We start from the raw sequence: 23,368 nt of genomic DNA on the forward strand, positions 1-23,368 counted from the left end.
TCAGACTTCGCAATCCGCAGGAGCATTCCCATGGCTGAAGTTCTTGTCTACGTCGACCACGTGGACGGTGCCGTCCGCAAGCCCACCCTGGAGCTGCTGACGCTGGCCCGCCGCATCGGCGAGCCCGTCGCCGTCGCCCTCGGCTCCGGTGCCGAGAACACCGCCGCCGCGCTCGCCGAGCACGGCGCGGTGAAGGTCCTCACGCACGACGCCGCCGAGTACGCCGACTACCTCGTCGTGCCGAAGGTGGACGCCCTCCAGGCCGCGTACGACGCCGTCTCCCCGGCCGCCGTGCTCGTCCCGTCCTCCGCCGAGGGCAAGGAGATCGCGGCCCGCCTCGCGGTCCGTATCGGCTCGGGCATCATCACCGACGCCACCGACCTGGAGGCCGGTGACGAGGGTCCGGTGGCCACGCAGTCCGCGTTCGCCGCCTCCTTCACCACCAAGTCCCGGGTCGCCAAGGGCACCCCGGTCATCACGGTCAAGCCGAACTCGGCCGCCGTGGAGGCCGCGCCGGCCGCCGGCGCCGTCGAGGCCCTCGCGGTCTCCTTCTCCGAGAAGGCCACCGGCACCAAGGTCACCGCCCGTACCCCGCGCGAGTCGACCGGCCGCCCCGAGCTGACCGAGGCCGCGATCGTCGTCTCCGGCGGCCGTGGCGTCAACGGCGCCGAGAACTTCTCGATCATCGAAGGTCTCGCCGACTCGCTCGGTGCCGCCGTGGGTGCCTCGCGCGCCGCGGTCGACGCCGGCTGGTACCCGCACACCAACCAGGTCGGCCAGACCGGTAAGTCCGTCTCGCCGCAGCTCTACATCGCCTCCGGCATCTCCGGCGCCATCCAGCACCGCGCCGGCATGCAGACGTCGAAGACGATCGTGGCGATCAACAAGGACGCCGAGGCGCCGATCTTCGACCTGGTCGACTACGGCGTGGTCGGCGACCTCTTCGAGGTCGTCCCGCAGCTCACCGAGGAGATCAAGACCCGCAAGGGCTGATCGCTCAGTGCCGTACGAGGCCCCCGTGACCGCGCGCCGGTCACGGGGGCCTTCGTTCGTCCCGGGCCCGGGTTCACCCCAGCGTCAGTGAGGCCTGCACGGGCAGATGGTCGCTCGGGAACTGGCCGTTCCGCGAGAAGGTGCCGATCGACGCCCGGTGTGCGGTGACGCCCGGGGTGGCGAGGATCCAGTCGATGCGTTCGCCGTCCGGCGTCAGCGGCCGGTAGCCGTGGAAGGTCGCGTAGAGCCCGCTCCGCTCGGCCGCCGTGTCCCAGGTGTCGGTGAGGCCGGCGCCCAGCAGGATGTCGTAGACCGCGTTCCCGTGCGCCGCCGCGTTGAAGTCGCCGGTCACCAGGCACGGCAGGGACGCGTCGAACTGCGCGATCCTGTCGACGATGAGGGAGGCGCCCCGCGTACGGGCGTACTGCTTCGCGTGGTCCAGATGGGTGTTGAGGACGTGGAACTCCCGTCCGCCGTCCCGCAGATCGCGAAAGCGCACCCAGGTGGCGATGCGGGGAAGTGTGTTGCCCCAGGTCCTCGAGCCGATCACCGTGGGCGTGTCGGAGAGCCAGAAGGTCTCGTGTTCGACCGGGGCCAGGCGGCGCGTGTCGTAGAAGATCGCGACGGACTCGTCGCGGCTGCCGCCCTCACGGCCGCTGCCGATCCACTCGTAGTGCGGTGCGAGATCGGACTCGATGTCGAGCAGTTGCTGGTAGAGGCCCTCCTGGGTGGCGAGGACGTGCGGCGTCTCGCCACGCAGCAGCTCACGCATCACCGGGCGGCGCACCGTCCAGCTGTTGGGTCCGGCCGTGCTCGCGTAGCGCAGGTTGAAGGTCATGACGTCCAGGCGGGGGCGGGCCCGCCAGGTGGCGGAGGCCGGCTCCGCGGTGAGCGGGGGCATGGCGAGCAGGGGGAGGACGAGGGCGGCGACCACCGCGGTCCTGAGCCCCGCGCGTCGGGTCACTCTGCTGGAGTCGGGCACGCGTGCTCCTTCGGTCGCGGGTCAGGATGGGGGTGCGCATCACCGGAGGGGAAGAAGGAACCGAGACAGGCTGCCCGAAGCGACCGAGGCGCGAGCGAACGCTGCGGGGCGGCGGAGTGTCCCGCGATGCAAGAGGGTGTTGACCCGCGGGAAGCTCGCCGGATAACTTCGTTCTACGGATTGTTGATTCCGCACTGCGGAAAACGGGAGGGTGTGGGATGGGTCAGGGTCAGCAGGAGCAGGTGGCGACGAGCCTCGCGGGCGCCGTCAGTGAAGCGATCAGCGCCTCTCTCGCCCCCGTCGACGCCGAACTGGAGCGCCTCTACCCAGGAGACCCCGGCACCCGGCAGCCCGTCCATACCGTGTACGTCCCCGGGGACGCCTTCGCCGCAGACACCATCCGCACCTGGGGCGACCGCGCCCTCGCGGCCCTCGACGAACACGCCCCGGACGCCGCCTCCTTCGCCGCGGTCCTCGGCCTCACCGACGAACTCGCCGGGCCCGTGTACGACCGCGTGCGCGCCAAGCTGGAGCGTGAGCCCGTCGAGGACCTGCGCGTCGACTTCGAGGACGGCTACGGCCCGCGCCCGGACGCCGAGGAGGACGCGACGGCGGCCCGCGCGGCCCGGCTGATCGCCGAGGCCTACGAGAACGGCACCGCGGCCCCGTACATGGGCATCCGCATGAAGTGCATGGAGGCACCGGTGCGCGACCGGGGCATCCGCACCCTCGACATCTTCCTGACCGGCCTGATGGAGGCGGGCGGCCTGCCCGAGGGGCTCGTCCTCACCCTGCCCAAGGTGACGTACCCGGAGCAGGTCACGGCCATGGTCCGGCTCCTCGAGGAGTTCGAGAAGGCGCGCGGCCTGGAGTCCGGCCGGATCGGCTTCGAGATCCAGATCGAGACCAGCCAGTCCATCCTCGCCGCCGACGGCACGGCCACCGTCGCCCGCATGATCCAGGCCGCCGAGGGCCGCGCCACCGGTCTGCACTACGGCACCTTCGACTACAGCGCCTGCCTCGGCGTCTCCGCGGCGTATCAGTCGAGCGACCACCCGGCCGCCGACCACGCCAAGGCGATCATGCAGGTCGCGGCCGCCGGCACCGGCGTACGCCTCTCGGACGGCTCGACCAACGTCCTGCCCATCGGCCCCACCGGGAAGGTGCACGACGCCTGGCGCCTGCACTACGGCCTCACCCGCCGCGCCCTGGCCCGCGCCTACTACCAGGGCTGGGACATGCACCCCGGCCACATCCCGACCCGCTACGCGGCCGTCTTCGCCTTCTACCGCGAGGGCTTCGAACAGGCCGCCGCCCGCCTCGCCCGCTACGCCGGCCACGCGTCCGGCGACGTGATGGACGAGCCCGCCACCGCCAAGGCCCTCAGCGGCTACCTCCTGCGCGGCCTGGACTGCGGCGCCCTGGACATCCCCGAGGTGGCCCGAGCGACCGGACTGACCCGCCGGGACCTGGAGAACTTCGCCGGGCCGCGGCGGGGGGACCTGACGGTTTCGGGTCATTGACATCCTCCCGGGCTCGAAGGCCCGGGATTCCCGTCCGCTCCCGCACTGGCCGCGGACGGGCCGACGCCGGCACGGCTCCACCGAACGGCACGCGGGGCCTCGACGGGGCAGCGCCCTCAGGGCGGGCGGGGGCCGAAGAGGCCACCGGTTCAGAGCGCCGGCGGCAGTTCCCCCGATCCCCGGGTGATCAGCCGGGTCGGGAGTTCGATCCGTTCCGGGGCGATGAGGTTGCCGTCGAGCTGGCGGAAGAGGCGTTCGGCGGCGGTACGGCCGAGGGCGGCCGCGTCCTGGGCGACGACGGTGACGCCGGGCTCCAGGAGGTCGGCGAGCTCGATGTCGTCGAAGCCCACGAGGGCGACGGGGCGCCCGCGCTCGGCGATGACACGCACGACGGTGACGGTGACACGGTTGTTGCCCGCGAAGACCGCGGTGACGGGCGAGGAGCCGGAGAGCATGTCCTCCGCCGCCTTGCGCACCCGCTGTGGATCCGTGACGCCGAGGGACATCCACTCGTCCTCGACCGGTATGCCGGCGTCCTCCATCGCGGCCCGGTAGCCGCGCAGGCGCTCGGCGGCGGTGTGGATGCGCGGCATGTCGCCGATGAAGCCGATCCGGCGGTGGCCGTGGGCGATGAGGTGGGCGACGCCGTCGCGGGCGCCGCCGAAGCTGTCCGACAGGACGACGTCGGCGTCGATCCTCCCGGCCGGGCGGTCCACGAACACCGTGGCCACGCCCGCCTTTATCTCCGGCTCCAGATAGCGGTGGTCGTCGCCGGCCGGGATCACGACCAGCCCGTCCACGCGGCGCGCGCACAGCGCGAGAACCAGTTCCTGCTCGCGGTCCGGGTCCTCCGCGCTGGAACCGTTGATCAGCAGCGCGCCGTGGGCACGGGCCACCTCCTCGACCGCGCGGCTCAGCGGGCCGTAGAAGGGGTCGGCGAGGTCCTCCAGGACCAGCCCGATGCTCGCGGTGCGGCCCTTGCGGAGCACCCGGGCGCTGTCGTTGCGGCGGAAGCCCAGCGCCTCGATGGCCTCCTGGACGCGCCGCTCGGTGTCCGGGGTGACCCCCGGCTCGCTGTTGACCACGCGGGAGACCGTCTTCAGACCGACTCCCGCACGCGCCGCTACGTCCTTCATGGTCGGACGGTTTCCGTAGCGGTTATCGGATCGGCGGGCGGTCTCGGCCACGATGTGCTGTCCTGTCCTGTCGTCCACGGGGATGCGTAGGTCCATGGGGTTGTATGAGGATGTGGCGTCGAGCATAGAGCCTGGACAACGTTGTCAGATGCGGGAGACACTGTCCACCGCAATCTCCGGCCTGCGCCTTCCCCAGGGCGCACGGTCCCCGTCGTCCGCCGACGCCCTCCGCGCGGCGTGCGACAGGGCCCGATCCTGCCCGGTTCCCGGCCGGGGACCCCGGGCCCGCGGCGCGACGGGCCCGTTTCGACACCCCATGGGAGACCTGACTCTGATGCACACCGACCTCGTGGCCGCGCTCGACATCGGCGGCACCAAGATCGCCGGAGCGCTGGTGGACGGCCACGGCCGGATTCTTCTGCGCGCGCAGCGCGCGACGCCCGCGCGGGAGGACGGCGACACCGTCATGCGCGCCGTCGAGGACGTGCTCGGCGAGCTGACGGTCTCCCCGCTGTGGAGCAGGGCCGGAGCCCTCGGCATCGGCAGCGCGGGCCCGGTTGACGCCTCCGCCGGCACGGTGAGCCCGGTGAACGTGCCCGGCTGGCGCGGCTATCCCCTGGTCGAGCGGGCCGCCAAGGCCACGGGCGGACTGCCCGTCGAGCTGATCGGCGACGGCGTGGCCATCACGGCGGCCGAGCACTGGCAGGGCGCCGCCCGCGGCCACGACAACGCGCTGTGCATGGTGGTGTCCACCGGTGTGGGCGGCGGCCTTGTCCTGAACGGTCAGCTGCACGCCGGCCCCACCGGCAACGCGGGCCACATCGGACACATCAGCGTCGACCTGGACGGCGACCTCTGCCCCTGCGGCTCCCGCGGCTGCGTCGAGCGCATCGCCAGTGGCCCGAACATCGCCCGCCGCGCGCTGGACAACGGCTGGCAGCCCGGCCCCGACGGCGACACCTCCGCCGCCGCGGTCGCCGAGGCGGCCCGCGCGGGCGACCCGGTCGCCTTGGCCTCCTTCGAGCGGGCAGCGCAGGCCCTCGCAGCGGGCATCGCGGCGACCGCGACCCTGGTCGAGATCGACATCGCCGTCATCGGCGGGGGAGTGGGCAAGGCGGGCGAGGTGCTCTTCACGCCGCTGCGCAAGGCGCTGGCCGACTACGCGACGCTGTCCTTCGTCCAGCGGCTGACCGTGGCGCCCGCGCTGATGGGAACCGACGCCGGCCTGGTCGGCGCGGCCGCCGCCGCGCTCACCCGGATGGCGCACGCGCCCGCCTCCCGCGTCTGACCGTGGTGGTCCTGTCGGCGGACCGCGACGTGCCTGCCGCGCTCAGGTGGAAGGCACGCGTGCCGGTTTCCCGCGTGTGACTGCGGTGGTCCTGCCGGAGTGACCGCGACGCGGTCGCTTCGGGGGTGGAGCACCGTGTCAGTCCGGTTCGGCGTGGTCGAGTGGACTCGTTTCGCACTGATCTTTTCCGAGCCGAGCTCACTCGCGCCGAGGGCGGTTCTGCCAGAGTGCTGGGCATGCCCGGGGTGCCGAGCGCCGGACCGGATGAAGGTGCCTGATCCACCCGTGACTCCGTCCGGCCTTCGTAGTTGAACCGGGCATGAAGAAGCGCAGCATGCTCGCCATCGCCTCCCTCGCCACCGGATTCGTCGTCGCGGCGATCACCCCCTCCCACGCCCTGGGCGCGGACGCCCTGAACGATCTGAACGTCAACGACACGCTCAGCACCGTCGACCACACGCTCAGCAGCGACAGCCTGGCGGTCGACGAGGGTGCCCTCGGCGGTCAGGAGAGCTGAAGGACCGCACGTCGCGCCGGTGTCCCCGTCATGGGGCACCGGCGCCGCGCTGTCGGCGCCCTCATCAGCGGCTGGTTTCCATGGCAGGGTGGAGCGGGCAAGCCTCAGGGTGCCAACAGAAGAGGGGGAATCGTGATCGTCTGGATCAACGGTGCGTTCGGTGCGGGGAAGACCACCACCGCACGGGAACTGATCGAGCTGATCCCGAACAGCACGCTCTTCGACCCCGAGGTCATCGGGGGCACACTCACGCACCTGCTCCCGCCCAAACACCTCGCGGAGGTCGGCGACCTCCAGGACCTGCCGATCTGGCGCCGGCTCGTGGTCGACACCGCGGCCGCCATGCTCGCCGAGCTCGGCGGGGTACTCGTCGTCCCGATGACCCTGCTGCGCCAGGAGTACCGCGACGAGATCTTCGGCGGGCTCGCCGCGCGCCGGATCCCCGTCCGCCATGTGCTTCTCGCCCCGGCGGAAACGATCCTGCGTGAGCGAATAGCCGGGCGCGAGGTGCCCCCGGAGCTGCCCGACGGCGAGATGCGGGTGCGCCAGTGGTCCTACGACCAGATCGAGCCCTACCGTGCCGCCCTCGGCTGGCTCACGGCCGACGCCCACCCCGTGGACACCAGCGCGCTCACCCCGTACGACACCGCCCTGCGCGTCGCCGAGGCCGTGCGCACCGGGGAGGCACCCGTGTGCGCCATCGTGCAGACCCCCGAACCCACCGCCGAGACGGTCGCCGCCGGGGTGCTCCTCTTCGACGAGCACGACCGGGTCCTGCTCGTCGACCCGACGTACAAGGCCGGCTGGGAGTTCCCCGGCGGAGTCGTCGAGGCGGGCGAGGCCCCCGCCCGCGCCGGAATGCGCGAGGTCACGGAGGAGACCGGCATCACCCTCGACGAGGTGCCCGCGCTCCTCGTCATCGACTGGGAGTCGCCAGCACCCCCCGGCTACGGCGGTCTGCGGCTCCTGTTCGACGGCGGACGCCTCGACGAGCAGGCCGTCCGCGGACTCCTGCTGCCCGGACCGGAGCTGCGCGGCTGGCGCTTCGTCACCGAGCAGGAGGCGGCCGACCTTCTGCCGCCCGTGCGCTACGAACGGCTCCGTTGGGCCCTGCGGGCCCGCGAGCGCGGCGCGGCGCTGTACCTGGAGGCCGGAGTCCCGCTCGGCTGACCCCGCGACCTTCGCCGGCGCCATCCTTCAGCGGCCGTGCCGCGCACGCCGGGCGCGTACGGACCACGGTTCGGTCCGCGCAAGGGGGCGTCGCGGCCTACCGATTGGCCGCGGGACTATCGCGGGTCGGCTCGCGCAACAGGCGTGTGCCGACCCGCCGGTCGACCCGCACGTCCCGTCGGTCGGCCCGTGCGTCCGGTCGGTCGGTCCGCACGTCCGGTCGGTCGGCCCACGGATCGCTGTGTGCGGATCACTGGTCGGCGCGGCCATCCGCGGGCGTGGCGCGGCGCCCGCCCTCACCGCGCGAAGCGGCGCGAGGCGCGCGTGGCAGCCCCGGTGTCCTGGGCGTCCTGGGTGTCCTGGGTGTCTCGAGTGTCCCGGCGGACATCTCAGGAGGGCCCTCCGGCGCGTCCGGACACCCAGGCCTCGGGACGGTGTTGGTCGGGGACGACCCCGGCAGCCAGAAGTACGTCGCGGACAAGCACCGCGACTGCGCTCAGGTGGGCCGAACGCGGCAGGGGCCCACGTCCGACGACGTGGGCCCCTGCCGTACCGCTGCGGATCAGCTCGCCGCGTAGTTCCGCAGGAACAGCGCCTCCGCGACCGACAGCCGCTCCAGCTCGTCCGGCGAAACGCTCTCGTTCACCGCGTGGATCTGCGCCTCCGGCTCGTTCAGGCCGATGAGCAGGATCTCCGTCTGCGGGTACAGCGAGGCCAGCGTGTTGCAGAGCGGGATCGAGCCGCCCATGCCCGCCGACTGCATCTCCTGGCCCGGGTAGGCGACCGCCATGGCCTCGGCCATCGACGCGTACGCGGGGCTGGACGTGTCGGCGCGGAACGCCTGGCCCTGACCGATCTGCTCGGTGCTCACCCGCGCGCCCCACGGCGTGTGCGCCTCGATGTGCGCCTGCAGCAGCTTCGTCGCCTGGGCCGCGTCGACGCCCGGCGGCACCCGCAGGCTGACCAGCGCACGGGCACCGGCCTGCACCGACGGCGTCGCGCCGACGACCGGCGGGCAGTCGATACCGAGCACCGTGACGGCCGGACGCACCCACACGCGGTCGGCGACGGTGCCGGAGCCGATGAGCTCCACCCCGTCGAGCACCTTGGCGTCGTCGCGGAACGCCTGCTCCTCGTACTGCAGGCCGTCCCAGGTGAAGTCGCCCGCAAGGCCGTCGACGGTCGTCGAACCGTCCTCGTCCCGCAGCGAGTCCAGTACGCGGATCAGCGCCGCCAGCGCGTCGGGCGCCGCCCCGCCGAACTGTCCCGAGTGCAGGTTCCCTTCGAGGGTGTCCACCTGCACCCGTACGAGGGTCATGCCGCGCAGCGTCGCGGTGACCGTCGGCAGGCCCGCACGGAAGTTGCCCGCGTCGCCGATGACGATCGTGTCGGCGGTCAGCAGCTCCGGGTGCTCCTCGGCGTACCGCTCCAGACCCCCGGTGCCCTGCTCCTCCGAACCCTCGACGATCACCTTGACGTGCACCGGAACGCCGCCGTTCGCCTTCAGGGCGCGCAGGGCCAGCAGATGCATGACGACGCCGCCCTTGCAGTCGGCGCTGCCCCGCCCGTACCAGCGGCCGTCGCGCTCCACCAGCTCGAACGGAGGTGTCGCCCAGGACGCTTCGTCCAGCGGCGGCTGCACGTCGTAGTGCGCGTACAGCAGGACCGTCTTCGCGCCCTCGGGTCCGGGCAGGAAGCCGTACACCGACTGCGTGCCGTCCGGGGTGTCGAGCAGGGCGACGTCCTGGAAGCCCTCGGAGCGCAGCGCGTCGGCGATCCAGTTCGCGGCGCCCTCGCTCTCGCTTCTCGGAAATTGGTCGAAGTCCGCCACCGACTTGAAGGCGACCAGCTCGGTGAGCTCCGCCTTCGCCCGGGGCATGAGCGAGGCGACGGTCTCGGCGACCGGATTCGACGACATGGGCACGCTCCTCGTAGGTGCGACGTTGTACTTCTGTGTACAGATGATCGAGTGATGCGTACTGGTGTGCAGGACGCATACGCTGCCGATCCTCCCACAGCGGCCTGCGGCGATGCCCGCCGTAGGATGCGGGAGACAGGTGCGGCAGACGGCTGGACTGGGAGCAGTAGACCAACGTGAGCAGCGAGAACTCTTCGGCGGACGACGGGCGACGTACGGCGGACGACGGGCAGCAGGTGTGGGACGTCGTGGTCGTCGGCGCGGGGCCGGCGGGCGCTTCGGCCGCCTACGCGGCAGCGGTCGCGGGACGCAGCGTCCTGCTGCTGGAGAAAGCCGAACTGCCCCGCTACAAAACATGCGGCGGTGGCATCATCGGCCCCTCGCGCGACGCCCTGCCACCCGGCTTCGAACTGCCGTTCAGAGACCGGGTGCACGCGGTCACCTTCTCGATGGACGGCAAGTTCGCCCGCACCCGGCGGTCCCGGCACATGCTGTTCGGGCTGATCAACCGGCCGGAGTTCGACCAGCAGCTCGTCGAGTTCGCGCAGAAGGCGGGCGCCGAGCTGCGTACGGGTGCCACGGTCTCGCGCGTCGAGCAGCACGGCTCGGCGGTGCCGGACCGGCGCACCGTCGCCGTGGTCCTGCAGGGCGGTGAGACCGTGCTGGCGCGGGCGGTGGTCGGTGCCGACGGCAGTGCGAGCCGGATAGGAGCGCACGTCGGGGTGAAGCTCGACCAGGTCGATCTCGGTCTGGAGGCCGAGATCCCGGTGCCGGAGACGGTCGCCGAGGACTGGCAGGGGCGCGTCCTGATCGACTGGGGCCCCATGCCCGGCAGTTACGGGTGGGTCTTCCCGAAGGGGGACACGCTCACCGTCGGCGTGATCTCCGCGCGCGGTGAAGGGGCCGCCACCAAGCGGTACTTGGAGGACTTCATCGCCCGGCTCGGCCTCGCCGGCTTCGAACCGGCCATCTCCTCCGGCCACTTGACGCGCTGCCGCGCCGACGACTCGCCGCTGTCCCGCGGCCGGGTGCTCGTCTGCGGCGACGCGGCGGGGCTGCTCGAACCCTGGACCCGGGAGGGCATCTCGTTCGCGTTGCGCTCCGGGCGGCTGGCGGGCGAGTGGGCGGTCCGGATCGCCGAGGCGCACGACGCGGTGGACGCCCGCCGGCAGGCCCTGAACTACGCCTTCGCGATCAAGGCGGGGCTCGGCGTCGAGATGAGCGTCGGCAAGCGCCTGCTCGCGGCCTTCGAGCGTCGTCCCGGCATGTTCCACGCGGGACTCACCGGCTTCCGTCCGGTCTGGAAGGCCTTCACGGGGATCACCCGCGGCTCCACCACACTCGGCGAGATCATCCGGTCCCGTCCGATGGTCGGACGCGCGCTGACCGCGATCGACCGCGGGCCGCAGGCGGCGGAGGGCGAGCAGCAGTAGGCGAGCAGTTGTAGACGAGCAGTTGTAGACGAGCAGTTGTAGGGGGGATGGCCGCCGTCGACCGCACTCGATCGTCGGCCACCTTCGATCGTCGGCCACCTTCGATCGTCGGCCACCTTCGATCGTCGGCCACCTTCGATCGTCGGCCGCCCTCGATCCTCGGCCGCCTCCACCGTGGGGCCGCCGGGGGAGGGGCGGGTGGCGGCGGTGGCGGTCGTCAGCTCGTGACCGTGATCCGGAAGACCGGGTGGTCGGGAGCGATGCGCCGCAGCTCCTCGTCGGACGAGTCGGGGCCGACGCCGCCGAAGAACACCCCGACCTCGGCCTTCCAGCGCTTGAGGTAGGCGCGCAGCAGCGAGACCTTGTCGTCGTCGGCGACCTCGACGGCGGTGAAGGTGTCGACCTTCTTGCCGAGGCGCAGCTCGCCGGCGCCGGCCGCCCGCATGTTGTGCGTCCACTGGACGTGTCCGCGGGGGGCCACGAGGTACTGCTCGCCGTCCACGACGAGCAGATTGACCGGGGTCGTACGCCACTCGCCGCTCTTGCGGCCCCGGACGGCCAGGACGCGCGACCCCCAGACGCTGATGCCGCGCCTGGTGATCCAGGCCACGGCGCGGTTGAAGACGTTGACGGTGAACCAGCCCGGCTTCTGGACGTGTGTGGACACGGTGACCCCTCGAGATCTGTGATGAGAGCGCCGATCTCTTTTGTGAGCACCGCTCTCGCTTGAGAAGAGTCTGCATCAGATCGGTGATCCAATGCAAGAGCACTGCTCTCGTTTTTGGGCACCGCTCTCCCTGGCGGGCGCTGATCGCAAAGCGGAGCACTGATCCATATTCGGATCACCGCTCACCTTTGTGTGCACCGCTCTGGATTCGTGGGACACTGCTGCCCATGAGTACCGCGCGAGGGGCACGTGCCCGAGCCAGGATCGAGGTCACCGCCGCCATCAAGGAAGAGGCGCGCAGACAGCTCGCCGCGGAGGGCGCCGCCAAGCTCTCGCTGCGGGCCGTGGCCCGTGAGCTCGGGATGGTCTCGTCCGCGCTGTACAGGTATTTCCCCAGCAGGGACGACTTGTTGACCGCGCTCATCATCGACGCCTACGACTCCCTGGGCGAGGCGGCGGAGTCGGCGCACGCCGAGGTGGCCGCCGCCGGTCCCCGGGAGCGCTGGATCGCCGTGTGCGTGGCGGCGCGGCGCTGGGCGCTGGGGCATCCGCACGAGTACGCGCTCATCTACGGTTCCCCCGTCCCCGGGTACACGGCGCCGCAGGAGACCGTTCCGGCCGCCTCCCGGGTCGGCCTGCTCCTGATCGGCATCGTCCGGGACGCGTACCGGGGCAAGGGTGTGGCCCGCACACCACTGCCCGTCGAACTGAAGGCCGAGGCGCGGCGGATCTCCGCCGACCTCGCGCCCGATCTGCCGCCCGAGGTGATCGTGGCGCTGGTGGCCGCCTGGGCACAGCTCTACGGGTTGATCGGATTCGAGCTGTTCGGCCAGTTCAACCGGGTCGTGGAGGACCGTGAGCCGTTCTTCCGGCATGCCGTGGGCCGGCTCGCGCACGATGTGGGGCTCGTCCACCCGGAGCCGGGTGCGACCGCCGGTGGAGCGCCTTCGTCGTAGCCCCGGTCGCCTCCGTCGTAGGCCCGGGCTCACCGACGCCGTACTCCATCCGGAGCCGGGCACGACCGCCGGTGGAACGCCTTCGTCGTACGCCCGGGCTCACCGAGGCCGTACTCCGCGGGGAGTACGGGTGATCACCTCGCCCGGCGGACGCCGCCGCCGTGTCCGTCCGTCTAGCGTGACGGTCATGGAAGAGCAGCACACGCCCGCGGGTCCGACGTGGGGCGGTCCACCGCGGCGGTGGCACGGGCCGCCCGGGTGGAACCGCTGGAACGACGAGGAGCGCCGCGCGCGCTGGCCGTGGCGTTCCACGCTGCTGCTGACCGCCTTCGTGCTCCTCGGCTCCACCTTCGCGGCCCACGCCCAGCACGGCGACCGGCTCGCCCTGGACTTCTTCGCCAGGGCGCTCCTCGTGGTGGGTTCCGGTCTGCTGCTCTGGCGACAGCGGTACCCCGTGTTCGTCGTGTTCGGCACCGCTGCCGTCGCCCTGGTCTATGTGGCCGCGGGATACCCGTACGGTCCGGTCTTCCTTCCTGTCGCCGTGGGCTGCTTCAGCGCCGTGGTCGCCGGGCACCGCCGGGCCGCCTGGACGGCGATCGGCCTGCTGTGGGCAGGGCATCTCGTGGTGGCCCACTGGCTGTACCGCCGCCTGCCCCCGACGGGCGACGGCCCTCCTTCCTGGATGCAGGAGATCGGCATCGCCACCTGGGTCGTGGCGGTGCTGGCGCTGTCGGAGCTGGTCCGTGTGCGCCGCGAGCAGTGGGCCCGCGACCGCGCGGAGCGCGCGCAGGCCGCCCGGAGGCGCGCCGACGAGGAGCGGCTGCGGATCGCCCGGGAACTGCACGACGTGCTGGCGCACAGCATCTCGGTGATCAACGTCCAGGCGGGCGTCGGTCTGGCGCTGCTGGACTCCGACCCCGAGCAGGCGCGTACGGCGCTGACCACCATCAAGGCGGCCAGCAAGGAGGCGCTGGGCGAGGTCCGCCAGGTGCTCGACACGCTGCGCGCGCCGGGTGAGGCGCCGCGCGCGCCCGCGCCGGGGCTCGACCGGCTCCCCGAACTGGTCGAGCAGGCGGCGGGCGCCGGCCTGACGGTCGAGATCGAGGGCGAGGTCCCGACGCCAGGGCCCGGCACGGATCTCGCCGCGTTCCGCATCATCCAGGAGGCGCTCACCAACGTCGTACGGCATTCGGGTTCGCGCCGCGCGCGCGTGCGGCTCGAACACGCGGAGGGCGCGCTGCGCCTGCGGATCGACGACGACGGGCCGGCCACCGGCGCGGACGCGGGCGGCAGCGGCAACGGGCTCGCGGGTATGCGGGAGCGGGCGGCGGCACTGGGTGGCACGATCGAGGCGGGTCCGCGCGACGACGGAGGGTTCCGGGTGCTGGCCGTACTGCCGTGGAAGGTCAAGGAGGACCGGTGATCCGCGTACTGCTCGCCGACGACCAGTCACTGGTCAGGGCCGGCTTCAAGGCGCTGCTCGACGCGCAGCCGGACATCGAGGTGGCCGGAGAGGCCGCCGACGGCGAGGAAGCGGTGCGCGTCGTCCGTGAACTGCGCCCCGACGTCGTCCTGATGGACATCCGGATGCCCCTGATGGACGGCCTCGCGGCCACGCGCCGCATCACCGGCGATGCGGACCTGAAGGACGTCAAGGTGGTCATGCTCACCACCTTCGAGCTCGACGAGTACGTCTTCGAGGCCATCCGTTCCGGTGCTTCCGGCTTCCTGGTCAAGGACACCGAGCCCGAGGAACTACTGCGGGCCGTACGGGCGGTGGTCGAGGGCGACGCCCTGCTCTCGCCCGGGGTGACGCGCCGGCTGATCTCCGAGTTCGCGGCCCGTTCCAAGGAACCCGAGTCCGCCGCGTCCCTCGCCGAACTCACCGAGCGGGAAAGGGAGGTGATGGCCCTGGTCGGCATCGGCCTCTCGAACGACGAGATCGCCCGCCGCCTGGTCGTCAGCCCGCTCACGGCCAAGACCCATGTCAGCCGGACGATGGTGAAGCTCGGGGCGCGCGACCGGGCCCAACTGGTCGTGCTGGCCTATGAGTCGGGGTTGGTGCGGCCGGGCTGGCTGGGCTGAGGCTCCGCCTGGTCGTGGAAGCGGAACAGTACGGTGGCCACCCGTAGAGCGAAGAGGACGGCGGCCAGGGCGGCCCCAGCGGTGACGAGCGCCCGTACCGCGCCGTGCGACAGGTCCAGGAAGAGGGCGGGCCCGCTGACGACCCCGAAGGCGACCGCCGCGACGAACGCCGCGCTGGCCAAGGCGTATCCGATCTCGACAGTGGCCGCGTCCCGCTGTGCCTGGGTGCGCCGGGCGCGCGTCCCTTGCGCGCGGCTGCGGTAACTGTCGCTGCTCTCCCCGTTGTTGCTCATGCCTCGAGTCAACAGGCACGCGCCCGGCGGGGCAAGGACCCGCCGGGCGCGTTCGTCGGAGCGTCCTCTAGTCGCGGACGGCGACCCGCTCCGACTCCGCCGCCTTCCGGACGGACTGGGCGACGACGACAGATTCCTGTGGACGTCGCGTGCGCAGGCCGGGCAGGGTGATCAGCAGACCCACGAAGGCGATGCCGGTCACCACCATCAGGCCGGGCCGGTAACTGTCGAGAACGTCCTGGGGCGAGGAGCCCTCGGAGGAGTTCGCGGTGACGACCGCCGTGACGACCGCGAGGAAGATCGCGCCGCCGACCTGAACGGAGGTGTTGAGCAGGCCCGAGACCATGCCCTGTTCGTGGTCGTCGACGCCGTTGGTCGCCTGGATGTTGAGGGACGGGAAGACCAGGGCGCACGCGGCGCCGATCAGCAGCATGGTCGGCAGGATGACCGCCGCGTAGACCGGGTCGAGGTCGACGCGGAGGAAGAGCGCGTACCCGACGACCATCAGGGCGAAGCCCGTCGCGATGAGCCGGGGTGTGCCGAACCGGTCGACGACGGCCCCCACCTTCGTGGAGGACAGCGCCACCAGCGCGCCGGCCGGCAGGAAGGCGAGCGCGGTGTGCAGCGCCGACCAGCCCAGCAGCGACTGCATGTAGAGCGTCACCAGGAACTGGAATCCGACGTACGAGCCGAAGAACGCCATCGCGCCGAGCTGGGCCCGGATCTGGCTGCCGGAACGCAGGACGCCGAGCCGGATCAGCGGGCTCGGGCTGCGTCGCTCGATGCCGACGAAGACGGTGAGCAGTACGGCGACGGCGAGGAAGGACAGCAGAGTGCGGGCCGATCCCCAGCCGGCCTCGGGCGCTTGGACGACCGTGAAGACGAGCAAGAGCATCGAGGCGGTGCCGAGGATGGCTCCCGGGATGTCATAGCCGCGGTGGTCCTTCTCGCGCTCGCTGCGCGGGATGAGCTTCAGGCCCGCGAACAGGGCGACGACGGCGATGGGCGCGGGAAGCAGCATGGTCAGCCGCCAGCTCGCCTCGGTCAGCAGCCCGGACAGGACCAGGCCCATGGAGAAGCCGGTGGCCGCGCACGTGGTGTAGATCGAGAGCGCGCGGTTGCGCAGCGGGCCCTCGGCGAACGTCGTCGTGATGATCGACAGGCCGGCGGGCGCGGTGAACGCGGCGCTCAGCCCCTTGATGAAACGGCTGGCGATCAGCAGCGGGCCCGAGTCGACGAGCCCGCCGAGCAGCGAGGCGAGCGCGAACACCGCGAGGGCCACCAGGAAGACCTGGCGGCGGCCCAGCAGGTCGGCGGTGCGTCCGCCGAGGAGGAGCAGCCCGCCGTAACCCAGGATGTAGCCGCTGACGATCCATTGGAGCGTCGAGGTGGAGAGGTCGAGTTCGGAGCCGATGGACGGCAGTGCGACGCCGACCATCGACACGTCCAGCGCGTCCAGGAACATCGCGGCGCAGAGCACGAGCAGGGTGCCCCACAGACGAGGGGTCCAGCGTCCCTGCGGCGCGGGGTGGGTGAGCGGAGAGGTCATGCGTCAGACAGTACATGCACATGCATTCAATGCAAGCGCATTTAATTCCGATGCAACAAAGTCGATTCTTTGCTACGGTGCGCGCATGGCGGCGACGAATGCCGAGCAAGGGCTCGTGGACCAGTGGCGCGACATCCTCGCGGTGCACGCCCGCACCCTCTGTGAGCTCGATCGCGAGCTGCATCGACACGGGCTGGGCGCCAGCGACTTCGAGGTCCTCGACGTGCTGGCGGAGGGCACCGCGACGGACGGCGGCCCCTCCTACCGTGTCCAGGAGATCGCCGAGCGGGTCCATCTCAGTCAGAGCGCCCTGTCCCGGCTGATCGGCCGCCTGGAGAAGGACGGTCTCGTGACGCGCGGGATGTGCCCGGAGGACCGACGGGGTGTGCGCGTGTGCATCACGCCGAAGGGGCGTGAACTGCACGGCGAGGTGAAGCCGTTGCAGCGCGCGGTCCTCACTCGGATGCTGGCGGGCGGCCCGGCGGCCTCCTGCGAGTGACCGGGCGGTCCCGCCGGCCGTGGTCGCCCGGCTTGCCCGGTTCAGGCCGCGCGAGGGGCCACGGCAGTCCGTTCAGGCCGCGCGAGGGGCCACGGTCGTCCGGATCGGGGCCCCAGCCACTCGTCGGCAGTCTCCGGGCGCCCCGGACTCCGGCCTCGGGCGTCAGCTCCAGGTGATGCCGGACTTCTCCCGCCACAGGCCGGCGAGCGAGGCGTCCCCCGTCACGCTCGGGAACGGCACACGGTTCCACAGCGCCAGGTAGAGACGCGCGGCCGGACCTGCCAACTCACAGTCCACATCCGCGTGGACGTCCACGTGAGCGTGCTCCCCGCGTTCGCTGAGCGGCGGCTGGGACGAGAGCCGTACGGTCCACACCGCGTCCGGGTGGTCGGTGGCACGCACCCGCAGCACACGAGGCTCCTCGGTGCGCACCCCGCTCTTCGAGCGCCCGTGGAACCCGCGCAGCAACTCGTCGATCCCGTCGACCGCGAAGCCCGGTGGGATCGCGACCGCCACCCCGCCGAGCGCCGATTCGGCGTCGACCCGGTGCACGGTGGTCTCGTGCGCCTGCCTGCGCGCCCAGAAGGCCAGCGGCGAGGGCGCCGGCAGGAAGCTCCAGCACCGCACGTCCGGCGAGGCGCCCGCCAGGGTGTCCACGAGCGTCCGGTGCCCGTCCCTGAACCAGGTCAGCAGCTCGTCGCCGTCGAGATCAGGCAGTCCGCCGTCGGGGTGGTACGAGGTGTGTCCCTCCGCGACGAACGCGGTGGCCCAGCGGTGGACCATGCCCGTGTGCCGCACCAGATCCCTGACCTGCCAGTCGGGACAGGTCGCGACCTTGGCGTCGACCCCCGCCAACTCGGCGGCCGCGACCAGCAACCGGCCTTCCCGGTCAAGGGTTTCCACGAACTCAGGAATCTCCATGCCGCGAGTGTGCCGGATGCGGGGCCGTCGGGGGAGCAGGGGAGCAGAGAGCAGCGGAGTGGAGAGGACAGAGCGTGCGGCCGGTTGTGACGTGCGGCACGGCCCGGCGGATCGCCTCCGAACTGATGGACCGCCTCGACGCACGCAGCCGTTTCGAGGCCGGCGTACGCGCCGTTCAGCAGGGCTGGTTGCCGGCCCGCCCCTGAATCGCGGTCCAGGGGGCCGGACGACGATGTCCGGGGCGGGACGGATGACCTCAGGAGCGGCCGTCCCACTCGGGCGACGTGCTGAAGGAGCCCTGTCGACGGCATGCGGCCGTTCCGCCGGTGTCCGCAACGATGGTGGAGCAGGCCCCACAGGCGGCCGAGCCGTGCCGCAGGGACCACCGGCACTCGCGGCGGATGCCACAGGCCGGAAGTGCGCCCGGGCGCGTCCCGTGACGGTGCTCGATGCACTCGCTCGGGGGCGTCGTCCAGTACGTGGTCGACTCGCGGGAGTCATCACCGGCCGAGGTCCTCGGTCCGGTGGCGCAGCTCGTGTGCGGGGATCGTTCTTCAGGCGGTAGCCGGAGTTCGGGCCTTCGCGGAGGGAGCCGGTGCGGACCGGCGGAGAGGCAGAGGGCTCCGCGGAGCCGCCGGCGGCGGCGCTCGGAGCCCCGCGCCCGCTCACCCCACCGCGGCCCGGCGCGTGGCGAATCCGATGAGGGCGGCCACGGCCGCCAGTGCCGCGACGCTCGTGAGCGCCGTCGGCAGGGAGTACCAGTCGGCCATGAACCCGATCGCGGGCGGCCCGAGCAGCATGCCCCCGTACCCGAGGGTGGAGGCGATGGCGACCCCGCTCGCTCCGGCGAGCGCTCCGGCTCGCTCGACCGCGACAGGGAAGATATTGGCGAGGCCGAGCCCGGTGACGGCGAAACCGAGCAGCGCGGCCCAGGTGGAGGGCGCGAGCGAGCCGAGCAGCATGCCGAGCGCGGCCGTCGTGCCGCCCGCGACCAACGTCCGGGTCCGGCCGAGGCGTTCGAGCAGGGCCGTCCCGCTGAGGCGGCCGATCGTCATGGCGAGGGCGAAGCACGAGTAGCCGGCGGCGGCGATCCCCGGGTGTGCGTCCAGGTCCTGCTCCAGGTGGAGCGCGCCCCAGTCCGCGAGCGCGCCTTCGCCGTACGCCGTGCACAGGGCGATCAGGCCGAAGACGACGACCAGACCACGGGTACGGCCGTCGGGACGCGCCTGCGCCGGGCTCCCGTCGCTGCGTGGGCGGTCCGGTGCATCGGGGACGTCCTGCCGCAGCAGCGCGCGTCCCGCGACGGCGGTCACGAGCAGGCCGAGGACGGCCATCCCGAACAGATGGCGCGTCGGTGACAGATGTGCGGCGACCAGCCCCCCGAGCCCCGCCCCGAGCATGCCGCCCAGGCTGTACGCCGCGTGGAAACTGGGCATCACGGGGCGCCGCAGTGCGGCCACGAGATCGACGGCCGCGCTGTTCGCGGCGACGTTCATCCCGCCGTACGCGGCGCCGAAGACCAGCAGGACGAGGCCCAGGGCCGGGACCGAGTGGGTGAGCGGGGGCAGGACGACGCTCAGGGACAGCACCACGCCGCAGACCACGGTCACCGGGTGGCTGCCGAACCGTCGGCAGAGCCGTCCGGTGAGCATCATGGTGATCACGGCACCGGCGGAGACGCCGAGGAGGGCGAGGCCGAGAGCGCCGGCGGAGGCACCGGTCTGGTGCTTGATGGCGGGGATGCGGACGACCCAGCCGGCGAAGACGAAGCCGTCGAGGGCGAAGAACGCGGTGAGCACGACGCGGAGTCGGGTGAGGGAGCGGTCCGGCACAACGCTGTGCGGGCTGGTTTTGTTTATTAGCGGCACAAACTCACGTTAGACGGGTGCCCGGCTCAGGGCAAGGGAAGCGTCGGGCGGGTGCCGCGCTGGGGCGAAAGGAGACGTGGGCCGGAGCGCGCCGGGCGGGGCACCACGAAGGAACGGGGCGACCGGGGCCCCGATGGGAGGGGAATCCCTGTCGCCCCGCGGCCCGGCGTTCGCCGTCCCACCTGCCCGGACGGCGAACCACGCGCTGCTTCCGGCTCAGACCGCCGGAGCCGGGTAGGTCGGGTACTCCACGCCGGAGACGTGCTGGACGACCCGGATGACCTGGCAGGAGTAGCCGAACTCGTTGTCGTACCAGAGGTAGAGGATCGCGTTGTCGCCGTCGACCTTGGTGGCGCCGGCGTCGACGATCGAGGCGTGACGCGAGCCGATGAAGTCGCTCGACACCGCGTCGGGGGCGCTGATGAAGTCGATCTGGCGCTTGAGCGGCGAGGTCAGCGAGACGTTGCGGAGGTAGTCGAGGACCTCCTCGCGGGTGGTCTCGCGGCCCAGCCGCAGGCTGAGGATCGCGATCGAGACGTCCGGCACCGGGACGCGGATCGAGCTGCCGGTGATGGGCGCCTTCAGGTCGGGCAGCGCCTTGGCGACCGCGGAGGCGGCACCCGTCTCGGTGATGACCATGTTGAGCGGCGCGGAACGGCCTCGGCGGTCGGAGCTGTGGTAGTTGTCCAGCAGGTTCTGGTCGTTGGTGAACGAGTGGACGGTCTCCACGTGCCCGCGCAGAACGCCGTACTCCTCCGCCATCGCCTTCAGCGGCGGGACGATCGCGTTGGTGGTGCAGGAGGCGCAGGACAGGATCTGCTCGTCCGGCTTGATCGTGTCGTGGTTGACGCCGTGCACGATGTTCGGGACGTCGCCCTTGCCCGGCGCGGTCAGGACGACCTTGTCGATGCCGGGGCGCAGGTGGTTCGAGAGGCCCTCGCGGTCACGCCACTTGCCCGTGTTGTCGACGAGGATGGCGTCCTTGATCCCGTACGTCGTGTAGTCGACCTCGGACGGGTCGTTGGCGTAGATGACCTTGATCTCGTTGCCGTTGGCGATGATCGTGCTGTTCGCCTCGTCGACGGTGATCGTGCCCTGGAACTGCCCGTGGATGGAGTCGCGGCGCAGCAGCGAGGCGCGCTTGACGATGTCCTGGTCGCCGCCCTGGCGTACGACGATGGCACGCAGCCGCAGGCCGTTGCCGGAGCCGGTCTTCTCGATGAGCAGGCGGGCGATGAGGCGGCCGATGCGACCGAAGCCGTAGAGGACGACGTCGCGTCCCTCGCGGCGCTCGATCTTGTTCTCGCCCGTGGCGCCTGCGACGGACAGGGCGGTGAACTCCTCGACCGACAGCCCGCGGTCGTCGGCCCGGTACGTCGCGGCGAGCATGCCGAGGTCGATCTGGGACGGGCCGAGGTCGAGCGTGGTGAGCGCCCGCAGGAACGGCAGAGTGTCGGTGACCGAGAGCTCCTCGCCGGCGATCTGCCGGGCGAAGCGGTGGGTCTTGAGAATGCTCACCACCGACTTGTTCACCAGGGAGCGGCTGTGCAGGAGGATCGTGACGTCCTGCTCCCGGTGCAGCCTCCCGATGATCGGGATCATCGACTCCGCGATCTCTTCGCGGGTCTTCCAGTTGGTGAACGCGTCGTCGTTGACAGTCACAGAATCATCTTTCGAGCTAGGTGGCGCTCATATGCTAACCGGCCGTCGTTCCGGTCGTTCACGTGGTGTCCACTCGAACGGAAGGCGGCGTCGGCGGGGGTCGTTCGCGGCCTCGGAATCCGGCCCTCCATGCGGCTCGCCGTCGGGCTCGCTTTGTCGTCCACCAGTACGACAAACCCTCTGTCTTCCGACCTGGACTCATTCGTTGCGGTAGGCACCCTTGACAGCGTGCGTACTGTTTCGCGACGTTTGAGCCCCCGCCGATTGGCTCGGATCTCGGTGCTCGACCGGGAGACGCGTCCATGCGCGGCGCGGGACGGCGGAAATCAGAAAAGTGGCAGGACGCGGACAGCGCGTCACGGGGGGAGCTGTCGCCCATGCGATCCAGCAGCAAGGATCCACACGCCCTACTGGCCTGTGCTGTGACCGGTACGTTCCTCGCAGCGCCCACGGAAGGGTGGTCGATCTGAGGTGGAGATCACGATCCACAGACTCGACGGCTTGAGCGTCGAGCTGCGCGAGGCCTGGCACCGGGCGATGGACGAGTCGCCCGAGTACGCCAATCCGTTCCTGGCACCGGAGTTCGCGACGGGGGTCGGCAGATACCGCAGCGGTGCGCAGGTCGCGGTCCTGCGCGAGGACGGGGAGCCCGTCGGTTTCCTGCCGTACGAGCGCAACGTCTTCGGCGTCGGCAGAGCCATCGGCCTCGGACTCTCCGACTGCCAGGCCCTGGTGCACAGACCCGGGGTCACCTGGGACGCGCCGGAGGTGCTGCGCGCCTGCGGGATGTCCATCTTCGAGTTCGACCATCTCGTCGAGGAGCAGAAGCCGTTCGGGCGCCATGTGACGGGAACGTTCGCCTCCCCGGTCATCGACCTGAAGCCGGGCGACAGCGGCTACCCGGAGTGGCTGCGCGGCGCCTACCCGGGTCAGGCGAAGACGACCCTGAAGAAGGAACGGCGGCTCGGGCGTGATGTGGGCGAGGTGCGGTTCGCCTTTGACGAGCGCGACCCGCGGATGCTGCGCACGCTCATGCGGTGGAAATCCGCCCAGTACCGCAGGACGGGACGCATGGACCGCTTCGCGCGGCCCTGGATCGTCGATCTGGTGAACCACCTGTTCGATGTGCGCGAGGAGCATTTCACCGGCGTGCTGTCCGTGCTCTACGCCGGGGACCGGCCGGTTGCCGCCCACTTCGGACCCCGGTCGCGCACGGTGCTCGCGGCCTGGTTCACCGCGTACGACCCCGAGTTCCACCGCTACTCGCCCGGGCTGATGATGCACCTGCGGACCGCCGAGGCGGCCGGTCGGCACGGCGTGAGCCTGCTGGATCTGGGGCGCGGGGACAAGGAGTACAAGGACTGGCTCAAGACCCGCGAACTGCGCGTGGGTGAAGGGTTCGTGGCCCGCCCCCATCCGGTGGCGGCGGCCCACCGGCTGTGGCGCAGGCCCGTGCGCGGTCTGCGGAACACGGTCCTCGCCCATCCGACGCTGCGTGACCCGGCCGACCGCCTCCTCAAGACCGTCGGCACGCTGCGTGCGTCGCACCGCGCGCAAGCCGGCGGAGCGGGACCCGGGGCACGCTGACCGGGCGGCACGGCAACCCCCCGGGGGGGTGGGAGTTTTCGAGGCCGGACGGCCCGGCGAGGGGGCCTTCGGGCATGCTTCGAGAGCGGCCGTGCTTGTAGGCAGCCGCGCCCGAAGAGCGAGTGCGGCTGTGCGGCACGGTTCGGCGCCGCTCGCTGAGCTCCGCCCCTAGGGTGCGGGCCTCTTTCGGGCGGAGAGGGGCCCGCGGGCGTCCACATCGGCTCGCGGTCGTGCCCGGTCTCAGGTCGGGCCCGGGGAACGGTGACACGAGCAGGCGGCACCGTATGCCCACGACGAGCGCGGGCGACGGCCCCGAAGTCA

Annotated in this window: 20 protein-coding genes and 2 pseudogenes; 13 read left to right on the plus strand and 9 right to left on the minus strand. The window is 71.6% G+C overall.

Annotation, left to right across the window (positions count from 1 at the left end):
* The first annotated feature begins 30 nt into the window (after positions 1-30).
* On the plus strand, positions 31-993 hold the full coding sequence (locus tag OOK38_RS28825; protein ID WP_266755794.1) for an electron transfer flavoprotein subunit alpha/FixB family protein: 963 nt from the start codon (positions 31-33) through the stop codon (positions 991-993).
* A gap of 73 nt (positions 994-1,066) precedes the next feature.
* Here OOK38_RS28825 and OOK38_RS28830 read toward each other — a convergent pair whose 3' ends face one another.
* On the minus strand, positions 1,067-1,975 hold the full coding sequence (locus OOK38_RS28830; RefSeq protein ID WP_266755792.1) for an endonuclease/exonuclease/phosphatase family protein: 909 nt from the start codon (positions 1,973-1,975) through the stop codon (positions 1,067-1,069).
* Positions 1,976-2,193: 218 nt separating this feature from the next.
* Between OOK38_RS28830 and OOK38_RS28835 the strand changes: the two genes are divergently transcribed.
* Entirely contained in the window at positions 2,194-3,498 is a 1,305-nt protein-coding gene (locus tag OOK38_RS28835; RefSeq protein ID WP_266755790.1) for an aldolase/citrate lyase family protein, read from the plus strand.
* A 149-nt stretch (positions 3,499-3,647) separates the two neighbouring features.
* Here OOK38_RS28835 and OOK38_RS28840 read toward each other — a convergent pair whose 3' ends face one another.
* Positions 3,648-4,730, minus strand: coding sequence for a LacI family DNA-binding transcriptional regulator (locus OOK38_RS28840; RefSeq protein ID WP_266755788.1), 1,083 nt, complete (start codon positions 4,728-4,730; stop codon positions 3,648-3,650).
* A gap of 238 nt (positions 4,731-4,968) precedes the next feature.
* Here OOK38_RS28840 and OOK38_RS28845 point away from each other — a divergent pair, with 238 nt between their 5' ends.
* The 4 genes and pseudogenes from OOK38_RS28845 to OOK38_RS28860 all read left to right on the plus strand — a co-directional run.
* A complete protein-coding gene (locus OOK38_RS28845; protein WP_266765570.1) occupies positions 4,969-5,922 on the plus strand; it encodes an ROK family protein in 954 nt (317 codons plus the stop codon).
* A gap of 319 nt (positions 5,923-6,241) precedes the next feature.
* The gene (locus tag OOK38_RS28850) at positions 6,242-6,439 is read left to right on the plus strand and encodes a hypothetical protein (protein WP_266755787.1); all 198 of its coding nucleotides are present in this window, start codon (positions 6,242-6,244) and stop codon (positions 6,437-6,439) included.
* Between the two features lie 129 nt (positions 6,440-6,568).
* Positions 6,569-7,609: an NUDIX domain-containing protein gene (locus OOK38_RS28855; RefSeq protein ID WP_266765569.1), complete on the plus strand. Its 1,041-nt coding sequence runs from the start codon at positions 6,569-6,571 to the stop codon at positions 7,607-7,609.
* A 419-nt stretch (positions 7,610-8,028) separates the two neighbouring features.
* Positions 8,029-8,115 (plus strand): annotated as a pseudogene (locus OOK38_RS28860) (bifunctional methylenetetrahydrofolate dehydrogenase/methenyltetrahydrofolate cyclohydrolase); the annotation flags it as partial.
* A 56-nt stretch (positions 8,116-8,171) separates the two neighbouring features.
* Here the strand turns inward: OOK38_RS28860 and OOK38_RS28865 are convergent.
* On the minus strand, positions 8,172-9,527 hold the full coding sequence (locus OOK38_RS28865; RefSeq protein ID WP_266755785.1) for a dipeptidase: 1,356 nt from the start codon (positions 9,525-9,527) through the stop codon (positions 8,172-8,174).
* A 176-nt stretch (positions 9,528-9,703) separates the two neighbouring features.
* Between OOK38_RS28865 and OOK38_RS28870 the strand changes: the two genes are divergently transcribed.
* Positions 9,704-10,960, plus strand: coding sequence for a geranylgeranyl reductase family protein (locus OOK38_RS28870; RefSeq protein ID WP_266755783.1), 1,257 nt, complete (start codon positions 9,704-9,706; stop codon positions 10,958-10,960).
* A gap of 217 nt (positions 10,961-11,177) precedes the next feature.
* On the opposite strand, the gene OOK38_RS28875 is transcribed toward OOK38_RS28870, so the two are convergent.
* Complete coding sequence (locus OOK38_RS28875; protein WP_266755781.1) at positions 11,178-11,627, minus strand: nitroreductase family deazaflavin-dependent oxidoreductase; 450 nt, start codon at positions 11,625-11,627, stop codon at positions 11,178-11,180.
* A 227-nt stretch (positions 11,628-11,854) separates the two neighbouring features.
* Here OOK38_RS28875 and OOK38_RS28880 point away from each other — a divergent pair, with 227 nt between their 5' ends.
* The 3 genes from OOK38_RS28880 (at position 11,855) to OOK38_RS28890 (ending at position 14,668) form a co-directional block, all read left to right on the plus strand.
* Entirely contained in the window at positions 11,855-12,583 is a 729-nt protein-coding gene (locus tag OOK38_RS28880; RefSeq protein WP_266755779.1) for a TetR/AcrR family transcriptional regulator, read from the plus strand.
* A 187-nt stretch (positions 12,584-12,770) separates the two neighbouring features.
* The gene (locus OOK38_RS28885; RefSeq protein ID WP_266755777.1) at positions 12,771-14,006 is read left to right on the plus strand and encodes a sensor histidine kinase; all 1,236 of its coding nucleotides are present in this window, start codon (positions 12,771-12,773) and stop codon (positions 14,004-14,006) included.
* On the plus strand, positions 14,003-14,668 hold the full coding sequence (locus tag OOK38_RS28890; RefSeq protein ID WP_266755775.1) for a response regulator transcription factor: 666 nt from the start codon (positions 14,003-14,005) through the stop codon (positions 14,666-14,668). The genes OOK38_RS28885 and OOK38_RS28890 overlap by 4 nt, the downstream gene beginning before the upstream one ends.
* Here OOK38_RS28890 and OOK38_RS28895 read toward each other — a convergent pair.
* Together OOK38_RS28895 and OOK38_RS28900 are read right to left on the minus strand one after the other, a co-directional pair.
* Positions 14,629-14,961 carry a DUF6332 family protein gene (locus OOK38_RS28895; protein WP_266755773.1) on the minus strand — a complete coding sequence of 111 codons (333 nt, stop codon included), beginning with the start codon at positions 14,959-14,961 and terminating at the stop codon, positions 14,629-14,631. The genes OOK38_RS28890 and OOK38_RS28895 overlap by 40 nt on opposite strands.
* 67 nt (positions 14,962-15,028) lie before the next feature.
* On the minus strand, positions 15,029-16,510 hold the full coding sequence (locus OOK38_RS28900; protein ID WP_266755772.1) for an MFS transporter: 1,482 nt from the start codon (positions 16,508-16,510) through the stop codon (positions 15,029-15,031).
* A gap of 85 nt (positions 16,511-16,595) precedes the next feature.
* On the opposite strand from OOK38_RS28900, the gene OOK38_RS28905 reads away from it, so the two are divergent.
* On the plus strand, positions 16,596-17,009 hold the full coding sequence (locus tag OOK38_RS28905; protein WP_266755771.1) for a MarR family winged helix-turn-helix transcriptional regulator: 414 nt from the start codon (positions 16,596-16,598) through the stop codon (positions 17,007-17,009).
* A gap of 162 nt (positions 17,010-17,171) precedes the next feature.
* On the opposite strand, the gene OOK38_RS28910 is transcribed toward OOK38_RS28905, so the two are convergent.
* The gene (locus OOK38_RS28910) at positions 17,172-17,930 is read right to left on the minus strand and encodes a maleylpyruvate isomerase family mycothiol-dependent enzyme (RefSeq protein ID WP_266755770.1); all 759 of its coding nucleotides are present in this window, start codon (positions 17,928-17,930) and stop codon (positions 17,172-17,174) included.
* 98 nt (positions 17,931-18,028) lie between these two features.
* Between OOK38_RS28910 and OOK38_RS28915 the strand changes: the two are divergent.
* A pseudogene (locus tag OOK38_RS28915) lies at positions 18,029-18,136 on the plus strand (helix-turn-helix transcriptional regulator); the annotation flags it as partial.
* A gap of 459 nt (positions 18,137-18,595) precedes the next feature.
* On the opposite strand, the gene OOK38_RS28920 reads toward OOK38_RS28915, so the two are convergent.
* The gene (locus OOK38_RS28920; RefSeq protein ID WP_266765568.1) at positions 18,596-19,762 is read right to left on the minus strand and encodes an MFS transporter; all 1,167 of its coding nucleotides are present in this window, start codon (positions 19,760-19,762) and stop codon (positions 18,596-18,598) included.
* Between the two features lie 252 nt (positions 19,763-20,014).
* Positions 20,015-21,460 (minus strand): glyceraldehyde-3-phosphate dehydrogenase, encoded by a 1,446-nt coding sequence (locus OOK38_RS28925; RefSeq protein ID WP_266755768.1) that lies wholly within the window; start codon positions 21,458-21,460, stop codon positions 20,015-20,017.
* Positions 21,461-21,931: 471 nt separating this feature from the next.
* Between OOK38_RS28925 and OOK38_RS28930 the strand changes: the two genes are divergently transcribed.
* Positions 21,932-23,047: a GNAT family N-acetyltransferase gene (locus tag OOK38_RS28930; RefSeq protein ID WP_266755767.1), complete on the plus strand. Its 1,116-nt coding sequence runs from the start codon at positions 21,932-21,934 to the stop codon at positions 23,045-23,047.
* The last annotated feature ends 321 nt before the right edge of the window (positions 23,048-23,368 follow it).

The organism is Streptomyces sp. NBC_00568 (genome assembly GCF_026341855.1).
Lineage (GTDB): Bacteria > Actinomycetota > Actinomycetes > Streptomycetales > Streptomycetaceae > Streptomyces.